This window comes from Rossellomorea sp. LJF3 (genome assembly GCF_037046045.1).
Lineage (GTDB): Bacteria > Bacillota > Bacilli > Bacillales > Bacillaceae_B > Rossellomorea.
Genome location: NZ_JBANLY010000001.1, coordinates 171,777 through 188,954, shown reverse-complemented (window position 1 = coordinate 188,954; position 17,178 = coordinate 171,777). Strand labels below are relative to the sequence as shown.

Here is a 17,178-nt window from a genome sequence, read left to right as displayed (position 1 = left end):
GTATGTGGGATGTTTAGGAATTGCGAAAAATGTCGAAGAAGGAGTATAGACAAATCGGTTCCGTTTCTTTTAGAATATAGTCGTATTCAAAGAGATATTAATGAAACCAAAGCTCTCCTTAATGCGTAGAATTGGTAACTAGATGATTGAGAGGTTGAAGGCTGTTATGTTTAGCAAACTGATGTGCAGGTTTGGTATTGGGGCTACAAAAATTGATTTGGTATTGAATAAGAAGGAGTTTCGACCTGGAGATGTCATTAAGGGTGAATATGAACTCACCGGCGGTCGGGTAGAGCAGAAATTGAAGAGGATTGAAACTGATCTTTTACAGTACGACGATAAACGTTCTTCTGTGCTTCATCAGAATACCATACTAAGCTCATCAACGATGAAAGCAAACGAACAACGCACCATTACCTTTTCGTGCAGACTTTCAGATGCATTTCCACCAAGCAGTGAGACGGTTTCTTATAAGTTCGTCACCCGACTTGTCTTTGACGATGGTGTCAACAGCGTCGATCACGATGAATTTCAGATTTTAGTATAATGATATACATGTGAGCCCTTCTATTTGGAAGGGCTTTTGAATGTTAAATAGTTTAATTATCTTTTCCCTACCGAAAATCCTTCAAATAATCTTCCGCCATGTTTTTGAGGAACAGAATCGACCAGCCTCACAATTTCCATTTTGTCATTTTTTCTATAGAAGTGTTCGAAAGCATTTACAAATTCCTTGGCAAATTGCGGATCATACTCATGTAATGCACGGACGATCCATTTTGAAGAGCCTATCCAATGACGATTCGTTCTGAGCACAAATTCATGAAGCAATTCACCAATAGAGTTTGCGATGAAAATGCTTTCCCCTCTATTCGTCGAGCCGATTAAATCATCAAGGGCATCCGTGAGGAAATATCTCTTCGTCCGAATGGTTTCTGTCGACCATTCGGGAGGTCCGTCCCTCAACATTTTATTCGCCTCTAGTTTGATACTGTCGATGACGGGGTGGCCAGTAAGTGGTATTCCTTCTGACACCATCTTTTGTATGGATGGGCGGGCCCGGTTGGAGTCAGACTGGAAGTAGTGACGGAGGGTTTTCAAATTATGTACGAACACTTCTATCGGCCATCCATGAGAAATAAGGGATTCACGGTACTCGGTTTTGAGGTGTTCATCGATGACCACAATATCAAGATCCGAGGTTGGTGTCTCTTCTCCTCTCACGACACTTCCTCCGAGAAGGGCCGCTTGACAGGTGGGGAATTGTTCATGGATGAAAAGCTTTGCGGCTTCAATCGGTGATGGTCTTATCATATCTAGCCTCCCCTTCTCCCTGTATGATGAGTTCTTCCAAGTCTAACGCGTGTTTGATGATATAGGCAGGGTGAACTGCTTTTGGAACTTCAGAATCATATCTATTTATCCAAACTGTATCCATGCCAATGGATTCCGCTCCCAAAATATCAGTGAAGTAGTTATCTCCTATAAAGAGAGTTCTCTTAGCCTCTGAGTTAAAGACATCTAGCGCATGATGAAATATCCCTTCGTGTGGTTTGGAGTAACCGACCCTCTCAGAAATAATGACAGTGGACTTAGGAAAAATATCCGATATTTCCAGGCACTCAACTTTTTCGTACGTATTAAACGCAGTTCCGTTCGTAACAATCCCAATCATTACTTTTTCCTGTAAACTAGATAGGAACAACCTGACCCCTATATCAGGTTTGATTGATTGGAGATAGGTGGCTTGAAAGGTCTTTACTATCTGGTTAGTAACCTCAGGAGTGACGCTTATATTGAAATCTGACAAAGTGTTCTCCATTCTTTTGATTGAAAATTCCTGGAAATTCAACTCGTTACAGGAATACCTTGGCCATAGACGATGATTATGGTTTGAAAATGTCTTCAAAAATTCAAATTGATCGAGTTCCTTCAGTATAGGGAACTGATGGATGGTCTCATAAACTCCTCTTTTATAAGCGGCTGAGTGATCGAACAACGTATCATCCAGATCAAATAACAATAAATGATATCTTTCCAATGATAAATTCTTCATATGAGTATACTTCCCTTTCATAGACAAGCCTTTCAAATAGATTCTGTAAATTCTTCTTTTTCCTTTCTCCGCCCTATACCGTGTCCGATCACGATTCCTATGATCAGGATAAACAGATAATCTGTTTCAAATCCTTCCGTAACAAAACCCGTGATTCCCCATCCCAGGATGGCGCCAAATATGACCAATAAAAGGGATTTCATATTATTTCATCCTTCCTAATAGAATCCGACCATCGTCAGGAGTCCGACTCCGATGATGGTAGTCAAAACACCTGAGACCACTGCAATGAAAAGGGTTCGTATTTGTCGCGTTTCTACCCAAATACTGAAGGCTACCACTATGGTGAGGATGATCCCGAAAAGAACAGCAGCATATGGATTGGACGGTGCTAAAAAGTCGTTCCAATTTAACCAGTTCATTAAATACACTCCTTTAGTATGTATTTATGCTATCCAAACATCAGTACAACATCTTTACTAATAAGTATATCAAAGGAAGACCATAATATGGGATTTATTTGTTCTGTCCTGATTATAAAGTAACCGTCTTATTACCCTAGTAAAATTTACTAGATGTTGATTAAACGGGTTTCCTTCCTTGTGGTAACAACTACCTGTTTAAAAATTAACAGAATTATATTTCAATAGAACTATGAAAACTTTAAAACTTTTATCTATCTTATTGTTGTCTGTCACTTTTGTCATTGGGTTTGGTCATTCTTCTAAGGTTGCCGCAGCAGGTACCTACACGGTCAATTATGGGGATACGATGTGGAAGATTGCGGTGAAACATCATGTTGGTGTATCCGAGTTGATTTCAGCAAACCCCGGGATCAGTGACCCTAATGTGATTTATCCTGGTCAAAGCTTAAATATCCCAGGAGCAAATGCCACTGCTGAAAGTTATACATACGAAGTAGTGAAACTCGTAAACATGGAACGTTCAAAAGTGGGTCTACCCCCATTGAAGGAAAATTGGGAATTGTCCCGGGTAGCACGATATAAGTCGGAAGACATGATTGCGAAGAACTACTTCAGTCATACATCCCCGACATACGGGTCCCCATTCAAAATGATGAAGGATTTCGGGATTTCCTATCAGGCAGCAGGTGAAAACATTGCTGCAGGTCAAAGGACTCCATCTGAAGTGGTAGAAGCATGGATGAACAGCGAAGGCCATAGAAAAAATATCCTCTCCCCGACGTATACAGAAATCGGGGTAGGATACGTGAAGGGTGGATCGTACGGGCATTATTGGACCCAAATGTTCATAAAAAGATAATAAATGAAAACTGAAGGCTCCGGTATATTACCGGGGTCCTTTTTTGTCACAATAAACTGCAATCTGGATATAACGCACAAGCAATCTATTATTTTTTACATAAAATACACTAGAATGCTAGAAAGGAGAATGTCTTTATGGGAATATATTTAGACGGTAGAACCTCACAGAATGCAAGTCTAGCCAATAGCATCACGACTCCAATTCTGATTGGTGATGGAGAACTATTTGGAATTGTAGGACTAGATGTAACAAAGGCCACTGTTGGACAGATCAGAGTGCAATTTAATGGAAATGTCGCCGTACAATTACCCCTATTACCTGTAACCACGAGTATAAACATCCGAATTGTACGGGGAACAGAACAAACCGGCATCACTACAGTATATACCGCTCAACAAGTACTGGACCTGTCTATTGTCGGTCCGCAACTCATTACTTTCTCAGGAGCAGATTTCAATCCTCCCAAGCCCGATAGTGGTCCGCTCGTATATTCAGCGTTGATAAGTGCTACGGCAGTCGGGACAATCAGAGTGGGGCCTGAAAGTTTCAGTGCCATTGCTACTTCCGGTTAATACAATGAACAGGGGAGACAACTTTTCCATAGATGTCTCCCCTCTTTCATCTAATAAGAGCTGCGGCGGATTTCAAGAATAACTGTGAAGCCTTTGCCATATGTAGATATAACCTCTTGAACATAAACGGCATGCGTTCCTAGTTCTTCCCTCTTTTGGTCCACGATCGTTTCCAACAAGGCTGCGAGTGATTCATCGTCCCCTAATACAATATCAATAAATTCTTGATCCTTCATTTTTTCCACTTCCTTTCATCTCTCTATACGAATAAAGCGTGGCTGGAGTTTCGTATTTTTTAAAAAAGGTTCAAATAAATGGAAATAAAAAAGAGCCAACCTAATCGTTGACTCCCTCTATTATCAAAATGTATGTGCTAAATCTTTTGCTCTTGCAATGGCATTCTCTTTGATTTCAGCCGCTTTATCAGGCATGGCTGCATGTCCTTCTACAAATAGTCCTTCGAATGAAGGAACGCCATAGAATTGCATCATCACTTCCAGGTAGCGGTGCCCCATTTCCATTGCTGCTGCCGGCCCCTCTGAGTAAATTCCTCCACGTGCTTGAATGTGAAGAGCTTTTTTGTCCGTCAGAAGTCCAACCGGACCCTGCTCCGTATATTTGAAGGCTTTACCTGCAACTGATACAGAGTCAATATATGCTTTCATTACTGGAGGGAATGAGAAGTTCCAAAATGGTGTAACGAAAATATATTTATCAGCTTCGACAAACTGATCGGATAATTCACCAAGTCGGCCTACTTTTGCCTGCTCTTCTTGGGAAAGTTCTTCAAATCCTTTACCCGATTGCAACTTGCCCCAGCCGCTGAATACGTCTGCGTCGATTTGTGGGATGTTTTCCTTGTACAAGTCTACATTTACAACCTCGTGACCTGGATTTGCTTCTTTATACGTATCGATAAATGCCTTCCCTACAGCCATACTGTAAGATTGTGTATCATCGTGTGGATGTGCTGTAATATATAATACCTTTGTCATGTTGCATCGTCCCTTTCTGAATGTGAAATGATCCTTATCAAGGTTTTGGAATGATTTGAAATCATGTATCTCGAACCGTGATAGTCTTAATTCAAGATTAATATTATAGGATATTATCCTGAAATACAAATGAAATGCTTCCTATCAAAAAAAATAAGGAATTAGTCATATGATCGTGACCGATTCCTTAACATAACTTATTCATTGTCAGGATATGTTTTTTGTAAGAAGATCACAGACTGATGAATCAATTGTTTTAATACCGATTCATCGATGTCTGCTATTTTATTTATGTACACACACGCCTTACCAGTTGTATGCTTTCCGAATGCCCCCAGGAGTTTCTCTCTTTCAGAATCACCTGTGGCAAAATATAAGCTTATCTTGGCCTTTCTAGGTGAAAACCCCACTAATGGAGCATCTCCTTCATGCCCCGTTTTGTATTTATAATGATAAGAACCAAATCCGATAATGCTTGGCCCCCACATCTTTGCTTCAAAGCCGGTTGCTTGTCTAAAAATATCCAGTAGCCTATAAGCATCCTCCTTTTTTTTAGGATTTTCCACTCCCTCAATAAACTCTATGACGCTCGCATCGTTTTGTTTTGTTTTCAATTCATACATATAACCAGCTCCTTTTTCCTATTCATCCTAACCCTCTAATTCTCTTTTCATTCTGCAGATTCCTGCTTGGAGTCTGTTATAATGAAATGATACAAGTATCATATCCGTTGACATCGATCCCTGTTTCAATTATGATTGTGACATAATTTAATATTCTCCTAAAGGGGAGTAGCTGTAACAATAAAGTCGTCATTACAGAGTGCACGCTCTCGGCTTTATTGACAACGATGTTGTTAGCGAGACCTTTACCAGTTGGTGAAGGCTTATATATGTCCAGAAAAGACCTTTACCACTAGTGGTAAAGGTCTTTTCTTTATTATTTCACTCTGAAAGGAAGAAATGGACAATGAAAAAATTAAAATCAAATCTCTCTCAACTAATAGAAGAAAACAAAGAAGAAATAAAAAGAAATCGACGCGAAATGGACAAAATCGAAGAAAAAATCGATAAGAAATACACTACTGCCAAAAAGGAGCATGCCTAATGATACTGCGTAAATACATGTCCCTCTTCGGTGTCGGGTCAGCGAATATAGACCTTGTGCTGCCTAAAACCTCATTTAAACAAGGAGAGCTTTTGCATGGTTACTTCTTTTTAGAGGGTGGCATCATTGAACAAAAGCTGAGACGGGTTGAATGTGATTTAGTGATGATTGATAAGAATGGAAAAGAAGAGAAACTCATCGATTCGACCACTATATTAAAATCGGATATTATCAGGGCAGATGAACGGAATAAACTGTCATTCACCTACCGGATTCCCCAAGGAGTCCCTTGTTCTCAAGATGGAGTCCGTTACTTGTTCAAGACGAAGCTTACCTTTGACCAGGGGGTTGAAAGCGTGGATGAAGATTATATTTCAATTAAATAGAAGAATGGCTCGCAAACGTCTGCGAGCCATTTTTGTCACGTCTTTTCTTTCTTTATATCTTCGAGAAGAGAAATGATCCTTTCATTCTGCTCAATCATCGTCTGATTCTGCTTTCTGAATTTCGTGAAATCAAACGAGAAGATAAGAAGAAATACAGTTAAAACTATGATCATCAATTTCGGTCACCCCAATCTTATTGATTCTCTTTATATTTAAAATAAATCAGTTCAGGATCTCCAGAGTCCAGGTTTTCAATCATTCCGCTTGGTGTGTATCCATTCATTTGAAAAACTTTTTGCATCTCGAAGTTTGACTGATTAGTAGATGAAAAGATTTTTTCCGTTGGTGAAATCTTCTCAAAATATTTCAATAAGGAAGACGCATACCCTTTTCTCCTTTCCTTAGGAGAAATGATGATAAGAGAGACAAATGCGTTTTCAAAAAACTGGGTATTGAATAAGAGAAAGCCCATAGCCTTTCCCTCGCTTATGACTACTAGACATCCCTGCTCCCTTATCGCCCTTTCAATTTCTCCCCTTCTGTTTGCATGCCCGATGACTTGTTGATCAATCGCTACGATCGTTTCCAGATCTGATAATCCAGCATATTTTACTTCTCTCATGACTCACTACCTTCTCTTCCTTAAAAATATGTAAAGAAATACTAAGACCAAGATGAGAGCTATAATCAGTATCCCTGCATCTCCAATAAAGAAAGTACTGTCGTCAAAACGATATGTTTCTTTTACAGCTGTCATGGTGGAAGAGCCCCCTCTATGTGGAAAAAGGACACCGTATGAACAGGCGCCCTTTTGTTTTAAATCGATTTGGACATTAATACATTTGTTACTTCATAACCTGTTTTTTGATACAAAGATATAGCTGTTTTGTTATGACCGAATACATGGAGGGATATTTTCGGGATTCCCTTTTCCCTTGCAAATGAGTCCAATGCCGCTAAAGCTTCCTTCCCATATCCTGATCCCCGTTTGCTTTCATGGATTTTAATATCATAAATAAATATTTCCATGGCTTCACCATTTAAATGAACCCATAAGTTACCTACTATTTCCTTGCTCTCTTCATGAAACAGGATAAATAAATAATGATCTTTTGTTTCCCTTCCCTCAGGTAATAGCATATTGAATTCTTCCTCTGCTTGTTCCAGGGACGTTTCTTTCTTGAAATTACCTGCCTTCGTTTTTTCTTCTGCATATTCCTTAATGGACTCTTCAATCCACTCATTATATTCGTTCTCTGTCATTGGTTTTAATAGAATCATAGAGTGATTCCTCCTTTACTTATTTCCAGCGCTGCCTTATTTCCCTTACTACAATTTCAGGACGGTCCCAATGAAGAAGATGGGTCGTACCCGGAATGCACTTTACTTCTCCCTTGGCCTGAACCTTAAAGAGGTCTGCTGTCTTTTTACGGGTTTCAGCAAGGCTTTCCGGAAGAGAAGCTCTTAATAATAAAACCGGGTTTTCAATTTTGTGATAAATATCCTCCGCTTCATCTTTATGCATGGCACGGATGATGTGAGCAGCTGTCTCCCCGCGTGCATGCCAATAATATTGATGGTTTCGATAAAGGGAAAGATCTTGAGCGGCATCCATCTTTAAAGAGGACCAATTTAACGTTTCACTCTTAACGAGGGTGAGGAAATCTTCCCATGTTTCCCAAGTCTGTTCGAAATCTTTTTCATAATAAGCGACTTCTTCTTCTACGGTTTGTTGTGAATGCCGTTTTCCCTGATAACCTCCATCAATCAACATCAATTCTATGATCTTTTCGGGAGATTTGACTGCATTAAATAGGGCGACAAAGCTCCCCCATGAATGAGACAGGAAATAGAATGAATCGATTTCAAGAAGTTCAATCACTGTATTGAGCCATTCAGCCATGTTATTCATTTCATAGTCTTGACCGCGTTCAAATGGGGCAGTCTTTCCATGACCAGGAGCATCGATGGAAATGATTCTGTAGTCTTCCTTTAAATCGTGTGCTATTTCTATAAAGCTGAGGCCTGTGCTGCCCAAGCCATGAAGACAAAAAATTACGGGTTTGGCAGGGTTTCCCCATTCCGTAATATGTATTTGCTGGAGTTGATTTTGAATAAAATAACGTTTTATGGTGTGCTCATCTCCTATGTATGACTTTACTTCTATCATTCTTTTATTTTACCATTATCATCCAACATATTCATGCAAGTTTCGAAAAAATTGTTGAAATGGATTTGAACTTAAAAAAGACCCTAAGCAGGGCCATTTAATGTGATGCGCTTTATTTTAGTGAAGTTTTTTCAATTCGGTTCCACATGAACATGAACATCATACACCTCATGCTTATGCATCAATTCATCTTCTACCTGGCTTGAAATATCATGTGCCTGTTTTATATCGAGGGTTGACCTCACCAGGATTACAACATCGACGACGGTGTTATTCCCATAATTTCTTGCGCGAATATCTTTTACACCTTTAACCCCGGGAAGATCGAGGACTGTTTGTTCGTAAGATTCTATAAGCTCTTCATCAAATCCGTCCGTTAAATAATGGGAAGCTTCTATAAAAATGCCCCACGCGGTTTTACAGATGAGAAGGCCGACAATGACTGCAGTGAGGGGATCCAACCAGGGCAGATAAAATTGCGCACCAAGGATACCGATCACTGTGCCGATGCTTACCCATGCATCTGAAAGATTATCTTTTGCTGCAGCCATAAGGGATTGACTATTGATTTTCTGTGCTAATTTTTTATTATATCTATAGATAAAGTACATTACGAATGCAGCACCTATACCTGTCCATGCGGAAATAAGGTCGGGTGCCTCTGTTTTCCCGTCAAATACAGACTGGATGGCATTGTATAGCACCTGTATCCCCACCGCCATCATGATAAAGGAGGCCAGCAAAGAGGCTACACTTTCTGCTTTCCAATGGCCATACGGATGATCTTGATCGGCTGGCTTCCTCGAATACCTTAATCCAATAAGTACCGCTACGGAAGCCACGATATCCGTTGCATTGTTCAGCCCGTCTGCACGTAATGCCTCTGAACCGGCGGTTGTTCCAATGAAGAATTTAATGATTGATAACAGTATATAGGCAATGATGCTTATCAGTGCACCACGCTCACCCAATTTTAACTGATCATATTTTTCTTGGTCCACGATCATAATCCTCCACATTTGATATGTACCTGAATATCATAGCAACCCCTTCCCATGTGGGTCTATAGCAACCTTCTTTAGTAAAGCTATCTTAATATGAAGAGGTGAACAATGTTTCCGGGAGCAAACTTTTATGAAGGCATAAAAAATAGGAATGCGAATGCAGTCCTAAAATTGATATATATACTATAACGATTTTTGACTCATTTAGCCCGTGTAGAAAGGCAGCCTGAATCAAATGCATTTGATTCAGGCTGCCTTTCTACACGAGCTACTTTTCAGCTTTGCTGAAAAGCGGGCGAAACTTTAGTTTCGCCCGAATGAGTTAAAAATCTGAGTCTACTCTAGTCAAAAGTCTAATCTATATTTTTTCTGTGCTATTAATCTACAATATCAGCTGAAAAACTAGGCTTCGTCAATCCAGCTTCTTCATAAACAGCAGCCATTTTTTCTTCAAATGAAGCAAATTGTTCATCAGATTCTTTGTATTCTGCGTTTACCTCGTCTGAAAGATTTGCAGCTCTGGTTTCATATGATTTTGCAAGATCGTCCAATGCACCTTGGATTTCGTCTTTCTTTGAATCCAGCGCAGCAGGTACTTCTAGCCCCTGAACGTCCTCAGCAACGGTTTTAGCAGATGATTCAGCTTCGGTTTTAAGTTTGCCAATCTCTTCTGCACTTGGTTTATCCTCTTCTTTAGCTTTTGCCGATTCAAACGTGTAAATAGCTGAATCATTGGCATTCACTGTGTTGATGATTTCTTTTTGAAAGTCTAATAGAGCGGATTTCATTTCCATCTCGTCCGATTTTGCACTTTCTTCAGTTGCTTCAGTGTTTGTCTCTTTTTCCTCTGTGCTACCTTCATCACTACTGCATGCAGCAATAAATAAACTCATAGATAGCAAGAAAAAGGGTAACATTAATTTTTTCATCTGTAATTCCTCCCCATTCATTCGTTCCTACAATTACATATATTACCTTATCGCTTAATATTTGTAAACAAATGGATATCATTTAGTATTAATTGTAATTTTTTATTATATAGACATGCTGATTTCCGGACTTTGACGTTAGCTATTAACACGTGGGTATTCAGTTTCTAAAATGTGTATGGAATTCAGTGATTTGGAAACGATGAATAATAACCTATTGCATAAAGGAGGTGTCATTCTTGGTAACGAAAGAATGTCCTTGTGACCGCTGTACGTGTAAAACGAAAAAAGAATGTGATTGTCCCTGCTGCTGTGAAAAATAAAAAGAAATCCCTGGACGTTGCCCGGGATTTTTTTATTTAAACCATTACTTTTCCCCCGACTATTTCGTCGAAGTATCGAACGGATTTCATTTCTTCATCCATCCATTCTGTTTTTTTCCATGTTTGCTCGATAAAAACCTCTGCAATCATTCGTTTTCTTTTTCCACCTAATGTATAAGCATCTTTAAGTGCCATCACACTTTCGAAAATACGGCCCATAAGTTCTGCAATTCTCTTCGCATGATAGGTCTGTGTATCATGACTGGACGTGGTTACCAATGTCAATAGCTGTTCAAGCTTCAAGATTCCTTCCGTTACAGGGATTGTTAACAAGATGAATTCTTCTGGAACAAGGGATAGCTCTTCTTTCATTCTGGCTAAAAAGTATTCATGAGCCCGGTGTTTATTCATTAACCTCAGGACTTCGAGTCCTAAAATATTGGCTGTGCCTTCCCATACCGTCAATACCTGGGCATCCCTGAGTAAACGGGGAAGGACGAAATCTTCAATATACCCATTTCCACCATGAAGTTCGATTGCTTCATGAGAGAAGTGAATCGCCTGCTCCGCTGATTCTTTCTTCAGTATGGCAATAAGCAGCCGATTTAGAATAGATTCTTCCTCTGTTGTAGGAATGTCATCGGACACGATCCGATCAAACAAATGAACAAGATGGAACACGGAACTGGTTTCCACTTCCTGTTTAGCGGCAAGACGGGTCAAGGATTCTTTAATCATCGGAAAGTGAGCCAGAGGCTGTCCGAATGCTTCACGAAGGAATGCGTAATTTCTTGCTTCGAGATAAGCTCTTCTCATAATCCCGATAGAAGCAATGGCATTACAAATCCGGGATAAATTAAGTGCTTCCATCATGTAGTAGATTCCTTTATCCGGTTCTCCAACCAGATAGGCGTTTGCACCTTTGAACTCCACCTCTGCTGAAGGAACTGCCCGGACACCCAACTTATCCTTCAGCCTTCGAATGTGGATACCATTAAGGGAACCATCATCGTTTCTCCACGGGACAGCGAATAAGCTAAGTCCCTTTGTTCCTTTACCGGATCCTTCTATCCGAGCGAGCGCCATGGTCACTCCGCACATTCCGGAATTGGAGGCAAAATATTTTTCTCCCCATAACTGATAGAATTCACCATCTTGAACAGCCTTTGTTTCATTTGCGCCGACATCAGACCCTCCCTGTCTCTCAGTTAAAAAGGTAGCCCCCTCATATAATTCGACTTCTCCCGTGGAAAGGACGTGTGGAAGGAACCTGGCTTTCACCTCAGAAGACGCATACTTCTCAAGAAGGAGGGCAGTTGCCATGGAGAGGGTGACAGGGCAATAGAAACCGGGCTCGGTTTGAGACAGAAGATATCCCTGGGCATAAGAATACATATAATTTCCTTTCGTCCCAAGCCCGGGTATTTCTTTATGGATATACCCGACAATTCCTTTATTGTATGTTTGTTCAACTGTTTTCTTGTATCCTTCATTCACCCAGACTTCAGAAATCTCTTCTCCGAATCTGTTGTATTTAATAAGCTTAGGCTGTCCCTCACGATCCGTGTGGACGGCCCGTTCATCAATTTCCCCTGCACAAAGTCCGCCGAAAGTGTTCAGCTCTTGATCGGCCCAAGTGAAAAAATCTGTATCCAGATAGCCCTTGATGATCTCTTTGAAATGAGGGTCTTCATGATAAAAATTCTCGATCTTTCTCATGGATTCACCTCCTGTATCATATCCCGTAAAGGCTGTTTCAGTATTTTGCCTGTGGCATTACGCGGGAGTGCATGCAATGACTCATATAGCCTTGGAATTTTATAACTTGCCAGTTTCCCTTTTAGGAACTCATTACACACCATGGATAGTTCATTTGATGCAAGCGAACTGACGACATACGCTTTAACGGTTTCCCCCCACTCGGGATGGGGGACTCCAACGACTGCCACCTCAGAAATAGCCGGATGTTCCTTAAGCAGTTCTTCAATTTCCTTAGGATAAACGTTTACCCCGCCGCAAATGATCATATCCTTCATGCGGTCCACCACCCATATATAGCCCTGTTCATCCATTCTGGCAAGATCGCCCGTTTTCAGCCATCCATTGTTAAAGGCTTCATTCGTCTTCTCCGGATCTTTATAGTATCCTTTCATATTTCCTTCTCCGTATAGGAGAATTTCTCCCACCTCATTCGTGTCCACTGGCTGCCCCGCCTCGTTCACAATCATAATTTCTGTTCCGAGGGCCCCTCTCTTCCCGATGCTCCCTCCTTTTTTGAGGTGTTCATCTGCTGATAATAGGGTTCCGCTGGGGCCAGCCTCTGTCAGACCATAAACACAATGAAGGAGGTCCGTCCCTAACCTTTCTTTTATATATGCAATTTCTGCTGGGGAGACTGGTGCTCCTCCATAGACCCAATATTTCATTGAAGTAAGATTATATGTTTGGATGTTAGGCAGTTTGGAAGTGAATAAGTAGGCGACCGGCGCACCGAAAAAGTGTGTGATCTGTTCTCGCTCTACCAACTTAAGTAAATTCTCAGGAGTAAAGGTCGGTGATAATATATGGGTGGCTCCTACATAAGTACCTGCTATCAGGAATAGATGAAGTGGTGCAGAATGACTGAGAGGCATCATATGGAGAATCCTGCTCTCGGGTTTCATCTCAAATTCCACACACATCATGATGGAAACCGTTAAAATATTCCGACAAGTGAAGAGGACGCCTTTTGGTTGACCTGTCGTACCGGAAGTATAAAGGATGGTAGCATCATCCTCTTCACTCATTGTGCAGTCGATCTCTTCTATACTCCCTTCATTCAAGATATCCTCAAATGACTTCCAAGATCCCCGTGTCTTCCCTGTCTTAATACATAATAGATGACCGGAATCAATGCTTTCTATCGTTTCCCAAACCCAATCATGTGCAAGAATGGCCCGGGCATCGCTGTGATGGATTATGAATGATAATTCATCAGGAGAAAGCTTTGCATTAACAGGGACTATGATCGCCCCCAACCGCAGGACTGCGAAGTAGCTGATGACAAATTCCGCTGTATTCGGCATGAATAGTATCACTTTATCCCCAACACCAATACCGCGCATTTTCAAGCTATTGGCTAACTGATTGACTTTTTCATTCAACTCCCTGTAAGTCATCTCTTCGCCCTCGGTAACAACCGCTTGCCGTGTTGGATATTTCCTGGAATTTCGAGATAATAATTCTGAGATATTCATTCTCGGTTCGCCCCTGACTCGTTTAATTTTTTAAGGAAGTCATCCCTTAATTCTTCCATTTCAGTTCTCATCGTTTCTAGTTCATGAATGAAAGTGGTTATTTCCTCAATTTTCATGTTTCCGTATTCGACTGTGCGTTCCAATTGCTTCCTTCCACTTCGATCTTGATCAAACAGGTGAATCATTTCCTTGATTTGCTCTAAAGTGAAGCCGAAGCGTTTTCCGCGGAATATTAATGTAAGTCTGGTGACGTCACTCTTGGAGTATAGTCTCCTACCTGATTCACTCCTTTCTGGCTTTAATAAACGAAGTTCTTCATAATACCGGATAGTACGTGTCGTTACGTTGAACTCCTTTGCTAATTGGGAAATGGTATAAGGCATCATCATCAACTCTTTGTCGGAAAATTTCGATACTTTCATTTTATCATTGACGTTGACGTAAAGTTCAACCGATTTTACAAAAAATCTAGTAAAGAGCTTATGAAATATTTTTATTTTTTCCGGAGAAGAGTGGAAAATTGTTTCATAGCTATAAATAAAACACCGAGTGACCGCATTAAACGCCGTCACTCGGTGTTTTATTTGTAGCTACCTTAATGATTTAGTAAATATAATGGGGGCATCCATACAATCCTCTGAATCGTCCATTAATTCAATTAAGGCTATATCCGTTACCTTCGCTTCAATCTTGTCTCCCCTCCCTAAACAATGCTCGAAACCTTCAGCTAATTTCACGGGGGAAAGTTTATTGGCCAAAGTGCAGTGTGGAATCCAATTGCCAGGAAGATAAAGTGGATTAGCCTTATGATGGAAAGAATGAAAATGATCGTAATGAGACGAGTGAAAGTCCAGAAGCTCCCTCGTAACGGTAGGGGAAAGAAAAAGAGTGCCGAAGTTCAAAAAAGATCCTACTGTATTAAATGTGATGCGGAAGGGTGCGGTATGTTCATAAAAAGTTTCTAAAGATTCTATGTATGCCTCTTTGTCTAATTCCTTATAACTGCCTAATGTAATATGAGGACGGGCATCATTGATCTCTTCTTCATAGTAAGAAATGTTCTTAACCGCTAGTTCTTTCCAAATCCCTTTAATCAGCTCTTCTGTTTGATCATCAAATAGAGCGATGACCCAATACATAGACAAACCACCTTTCTTAATATACGGAATGTAACATACCCCGTATGTCTATACTCTAACACTGTCTCCCTAAAGATAATCCTGATGTAAACGCTTAATGATTAACTGCATGAATAGTTTGTATATATCCAAAAAATAAATAAAAATCTTTGACATCGATAAGAAAATGATGTAAATTACCTTATGGACGAACATTTATAAAATAAACAAACTTTAATATTCGTGTTTAGGGGTGTAATGATGGAAAATGTATTTGATTACGAAGATATTCAATTAATTCCTGCAAAATGTGTGGTTAACAGCCGTTCTGAATGTGATACAAGTGTAACCTTGGGAGGACATACGTTTAAACTGCCAGTAGTCCCAGCCAATATGCAAACCATTATTGATGAAAAAATTGCTGTCTATTTAGCTGAAAATAATTATTTCTATATAATGCATCGTTTTAATCCTGAAGAGCGTGTGACATTCATAAAAGGTATGAAGTCACGTGGATTGATCTCTTCTATTTCAGTAGGTGTCAAGGAAGAAGAATACGCCTTTGTCCAGCAGCTGGCTGAAGAAAAGCTTGTCCCTGAATTTATTACCATCGATATTGCACACGGTCATTCCAATGCCGTCATTAATATGATTCAACATATTAAAAAGCATGTACCTGAAAGCTTTGTTATTGCCGGGAACGTTGGTACCCCAGAGGCCGTTAGGGAATTAGAACATGCCGGGGCCGATGCCACCAAGGTGGGAATCGGACCGGGTAAGGTTTGTATTACAAAGATCAAAACAGGCTTTGGTACAGGTGGATGGCAGCTGGCTGCACTGAGATGGTGCGCTAAAGCGGCTACTAAACCCATCATCGCTGATGGAGGCATCCGTACCCATGGTGATGTTGCGAAATCCATCCGCTTTGGTGCCACTATGGTGATGATTGGATCCCTATTTGCCGGTCATGAAGAGTCTCCTGGAGAAACGATTGAAAAAGACGGTAAACTGTTTAAAGAATACTTTGGATCAGCATCTGAATTTCAAAAGGGCGAAAAGAAAAATGTTGAAGGAAAGAAAATGTATGTTGAACATAAAGGTTCATTAGAACACACCCTGATTGAAATGGAACAAGATCTTCAATCCTCCATTTCCTATGCAGGAGGAACGAAACTTGAATCCATCCGTACAGTGGATTACGTTGTGGTTAAGAATTCGATCTTTAATGGTGATAAAGTATATTAATCGTAAAAAGGTAAAAGGTGGGCAATGGTTGCTCACCTTTTTTGGGTTATATTATAGTGAATTTGTTGGAGAAACAGTCTTTCCTTCAGTAACCATATTCGCATGAGGAATACGAATAGTTAATTCTTCAAGCAATTTTTGTGGTTCTTTTAAATTGCCTATTACTATATTGTATTGGGGATACCCCATTTTCACATTCATACTGGACATGCGTTTTAGCTTATCCGGCATCTTGTCACGGTATTCCTCTTCATCGATCAAAACGAGCCCGATAAAGGAATTCCGGTAGATTTCGTAAGGAACATAGCTTTCAATATCCTCCCAGCGAATGTGAACGGGTTCATCAGGCAACACATATAAAATCAGATACTCCCTAGTCATGCTTACATGAGGTACATCAATAGAGAGCTTTTTAAAGATCTGAATCAAACAAAAAAGAAAAAACACTCCTCCTAACGCAACAACCCCCCCTATCAAATAGTTCACATCAATAAAGAAAAACTCATACGTTAAATACAAACACAATAGAACAAACAAAATGCATCCAGCCGCAATCAAACTCAATTTCTTCTTCGATTCAAAAAAATCAACAACCTTCTCCTCCATGACCATTCCCCTTCCATAAATATACATATCCAATCTCCTATACCCGAAATTCCAAGAATCAAACCTTTACCTTGAGGGACGGACCTTTAAAATGATTTCTTTTTTTCTTTCGAGGTCCGTCCCTCTGGATTTTTATAGACACCA

At 40.2% G+C, this 17,178-nt stretch carries 24 protein-coding genes; 6 read left to right on the top strand and 18 right to left on the bottom strand.

Features of this window, described 5'->3' with window-relative positions; genetic code table 11:
- The first annotated feature begins 166 nt into the window (after positions 1-166).
- Positions 167-547 (top strand): sporulation protein, encoded by a 381-nt coding sequence (locus V8G47_RS00965; protein ID WP_336198444.1) that lies wholly within the window; start codon positions 167-169, stop codon positions 545-547.
- A 56-nt stretch (positions 548-603) separates the two neighbouring features.
- Here V8G47_RS00965 and V8G47_RS00960 read toward each other — a convergent pair whose 3' ends face one another.
- The 4 genes from V8G47_RS00960 to V8G47_RS00945 are packed head-to-tail and all read right to left on the bottom strand — an operon-like array spanning position 604 to position 2,478.
- Positions 604-1,314, bottom strand: a complete 711-nt coding sequence (locus V8G47_RS00960) for a nucleotidyltransferase domain-containing protein (RefSeq protein WP_336198443.1) — start codon at positions 1,312-1,314, stop codon at positions 604-606.
- Positions 1,292-2,056 carry an HAD family hydrolase gene (locus tag V8G47_RS00955; RefSeq protein ID WP_336198442.1) on the bottom strand — a complete coding sequence of 255 codons (765 nt, stop codon included), beginning with the start codon at positions 2,054-2,056 and terminating at the stop codon, positions 1,292-1,294. Before V8G47_RS00955 ends, V8G47_RS00960 begins: the two co-directional genes overlap by 23 nt.
- Before the next feature lie 32 nt (positions 2,057-2,088).
- Positions 2,089-2,259 carry a tRNA U-34 5-methylaminomethyl-2-thiouridine biosynthesis protein gene (locus tag V8G47_RS00950; protein ID WP_336198441.1) on the bottom strand — a complete coding sequence of 57 codons (171 nt, stop codon included), beginning with the start codon at positions 2,257-2,259 and terminating at the stop codon, positions 2,089-2,091.
- Between the two features lie 15 nt (positions 2,260-2,274).
- The gene (locus V8G47_RS00945) at positions 2,275-2,478 is read right to left on the bottom strand and encodes a hypothetical protein (RefSeq protein ID WP_336198440.1); all 204 of its coding nucleotides are present in this window, start codon (positions 2,476-2,478) and stop codon (positions 2,275-2,277) included.
- A 232-nt stretch (positions 2,479-2,710) separates the two neighbouring features.
- Here V8G47_RS00945 and safA point away from each other — a divergent pair, with 232 nt between their 5' ends.
- Both safA and V8G47_RS00935 read left to right on the top strand, forming a co-directional pair.
- Positions 2,711-3,340 carry a SafA/ExsA family spore coat assembly protein gene (safA, locus tag V8G47_RS00940; RefSeq protein ID WP_336198439.1) on the top strand — a complete coding sequence of 210 codons (630 nt, stop codon included), beginning with the start codon at positions 2,711-2,713 and terminating at the stop codon, positions 3,338-3,340.
- Positions 3,341-3,477: 137 nt separating this feature from the next.
- Positions 3,478-3,915 (top strand): hypothetical protein, encoded by a 438-nt coding sequence (locus V8G47_RS00935; protein WP_336198438.1) that lies wholly within the window; start codon positions 3,478-3,480, stop codon positions 3,913-3,915.
- Positions 3,916-3,965: 50 nt separating this feature from the next.
- Here the strand turns inward: V8G47_RS00935 and V8G47_RS00930 are convergent, their stop codons facing one another.
- The 3 genes from V8G47_RS00930 to V8G47_RS00920 form a co-directional block, all read right to left on the bottom strand.
- The gene (locus tag V8G47_RS00930; RefSeq protein WP_336198437.1) at positions 3,966-4,151 is read right to left on the bottom strand and encodes a hypothetical protein; all 186 of its coding nucleotides are present in this window, start codon (positions 4,149-4,151) and stop codon (positions 3,966-3,968) included.
- Between the two features lie 123 nt (positions 4,152-4,274).
- Positions 4,275-4,910 carry an FMN-dependent NADH-azoreductase gene (locus V8G47_RS00925; protein ID WP_336198436.1) on the bottom strand — a complete coding sequence of 212 codons (636 nt, stop codon included), beginning with the start codon at positions 4,908-4,910 and terminating at the stop codon, positions 4,275-4,277.
- Between the two features lie 197 nt (positions 4,911-5,107).
- The gene (locus tag V8G47_RS00920) at positions 5,108-5,533 is read right to left on the bottom strand and encodes a DUF1801 domain-containing protein (protein ID WP_336198435.1); all 426 of its coding nucleotides are present in this window, start codon (positions 5,531-5,533) and stop codon (positions 5,108-5,110) included.
- Positions 5,534-5,879: 346 nt separating this feature from the next.
- Here V8G47_RS00920 and V8G47_RS00915 point away from each other — a divergent pair, with 346 nt between their 5' ends.
- Together V8G47_RS00915 and V8G47_RS00910 are read left to right on the top strand one after the other, a co-directional pair.
- Entirely contained in the window at positions 5,880-6,017 is a 138-nt protein-coding gene (locus tag V8G47_RS00915; RefSeq protein ID WP_336198434.1) for an FbpB family small basic protein, read from the top strand.
- A complete protein-coding gene (locus V8G47_RS00910) occupies positions 6,017-6,403 on the top strand; it encodes a sporulation protein (protein ID WP_336198433.1) in 387 nt (128 codons plus the stop codon). Before V8G47_RS00915 ends, V8G47_RS00910 begins: the two co-directional genes overlap by 1 nt.
- 35 nt (positions 6,404-6,438) lie before the next feature.
- Here the strand turns inward: V8G47_RS00910 and V8G47_RS00905 are convergent, their stop codons facing one another.
- The 10 genes from V8G47_RS00905 to V8G47_RS00860 form a co-directional block, all read right to left on the bottom strand.
- Entirely contained in the window at positions 6,439-6,576 is a 138-nt protein-coding gene (locus tag V8G47_RS00905) for a hypothetical protein (protein WP_336198432.1), read from the bottom strand.
- Between the two features lie 20 nt (positions 6,577-6,596).
- Positions 6,597-7,025 carry a GNAT family N-acetyltransferase gene (locus V8G47_RS00900; protein ID WP_336198431.1) on the bottom strand — a complete coding sequence of 143 codons (429 nt, stop codon included), beginning with the start codon at positions 7,023-7,025 and terminating at the stop codon, positions 6,597-6,599.
- A 194-nt stretch (positions 7,026-7,219) separates the two neighbouring features.
- Entirely contained in the window at positions 7,220-7,684 is a 465-nt protein-coding gene (locus tag V8G47_RS00895; protein ID WP_336198430.1) for a GNAT family N-acetyltransferase, read from the bottom strand.
- Positions 7,685-7,703: 19 nt separating this feature from the next.
- Positions 7,704-8,534 (bottom strand): alpha/beta fold hydrolase, encoded by an 831-nt coding sequence (locus V8G47_RS00890; RefSeq protein WP_336198713.1) that lies wholly within the window; start codon positions 8,532-8,534, stop codon positions 7,704-7,706.
- A gap of 170 nt (positions 8,535-8,704) precedes the next feature.
- Positions 8,705-9,580, bottom strand: coding sequence for a cation diffusion facilitator family transporter (locus V8G47_RS00885; protein ID WP_442970785.1), 876 nt, complete (start codon positions 9,578-9,580; stop codon positions 8,705-8,707).
- A gap of 374 nt (positions 9,581-9,954) precedes the next feature.
- The gene (locus V8G47_RS00880) at positions 9,955-10,506 is read right to left on the bottom strand and encodes a hypothetical protein (protein ID WP_336198428.1); all 552 of its coding nucleotides are present in this window, start codon (positions 10,504-10,506) and stop codon (positions 9,955-9,957) included.
- A gap of 359 nt (positions 10,507-10,865) precedes the next feature.
- Positions 10,866-12,548, bottom strand: coding sequence for an acyl-CoA dehydrogenase family protein (locus tag V8G47_RS00875; RefSeq protein ID WP_336198427.1), 1,683 nt, complete (start codon positions 12,546-12,548; stop codon positions 10,866-10,868).
- Positions 12,545-14,065 (bottom strand): class I adenylate-forming enzyme family protein, encoded by a 1,521-nt coding sequence (locus V8G47_RS00870; RefSeq protein ID WP_336198426.1) that lies wholly within the window; start codon positions 14,063-14,065, stop codon positions 12,545-12,547. Before V8G47_RS00870 ends, V8G47_RS00875 begins: the two co-directional genes overlap by 4 nt.
- Complete coding sequence (locus V8G47_RS00865; protein ID WP_442970776.1) at positions 14,062-14,487, bottom strand: MerR family transcriptional regulator; 426 nt, start codon at positions 14,485-14,487, stop codon at positions 14,062-14,064. The genes V8G47_RS00870 and V8G47_RS00865 overlap by 4 nt, the downstream gene beginning before the upstream one ends.
- Positions 14,488-14,655: 168 nt before the next feature.
- On the bottom strand, positions 14,656-15,204 hold the full coding sequence (locus V8G47_RS00860; RefSeq protein ID WP_336198425.1) for a 2'-5' RNA ligase family protein: 549 nt from the start codon (positions 15,202-15,204) through the stop codon (positions 14,656-14,658).
- A gap of 240 nt (positions 15,205-15,444) precedes the next feature.
- On the opposite strand from V8G47_RS00860, the gene guaC reads away from it, so the two are divergent.
- A complete protein-coding gene (gene guaC, locus V8G47_RS00855; RefSeq protein ID WP_336198424.1) occupies positions 15,445-16,428 on the top strand; it encodes a GMP reductase in 984 nt (327 codons plus the stop codon).
- A gap of 51 nt (positions 16,429-16,479) precedes the next feature.
- Here the strand turns inward: guaC and V8G47_RS00850 are convergent, their stop codons facing one another.
- Positions 16,480-17,061 (bottom strand): STM3941 family protein, encoded by a 582-nt coding sequence (locus tag V8G47_RS00850; RefSeq protein ID WP_336198423.1) that lies wholly within the window; start codon positions 17,059-17,061, stop codon positions 16,480-16,482.
- Positions 17,062-17,178 lie beyond the last annotated feature (117 nt).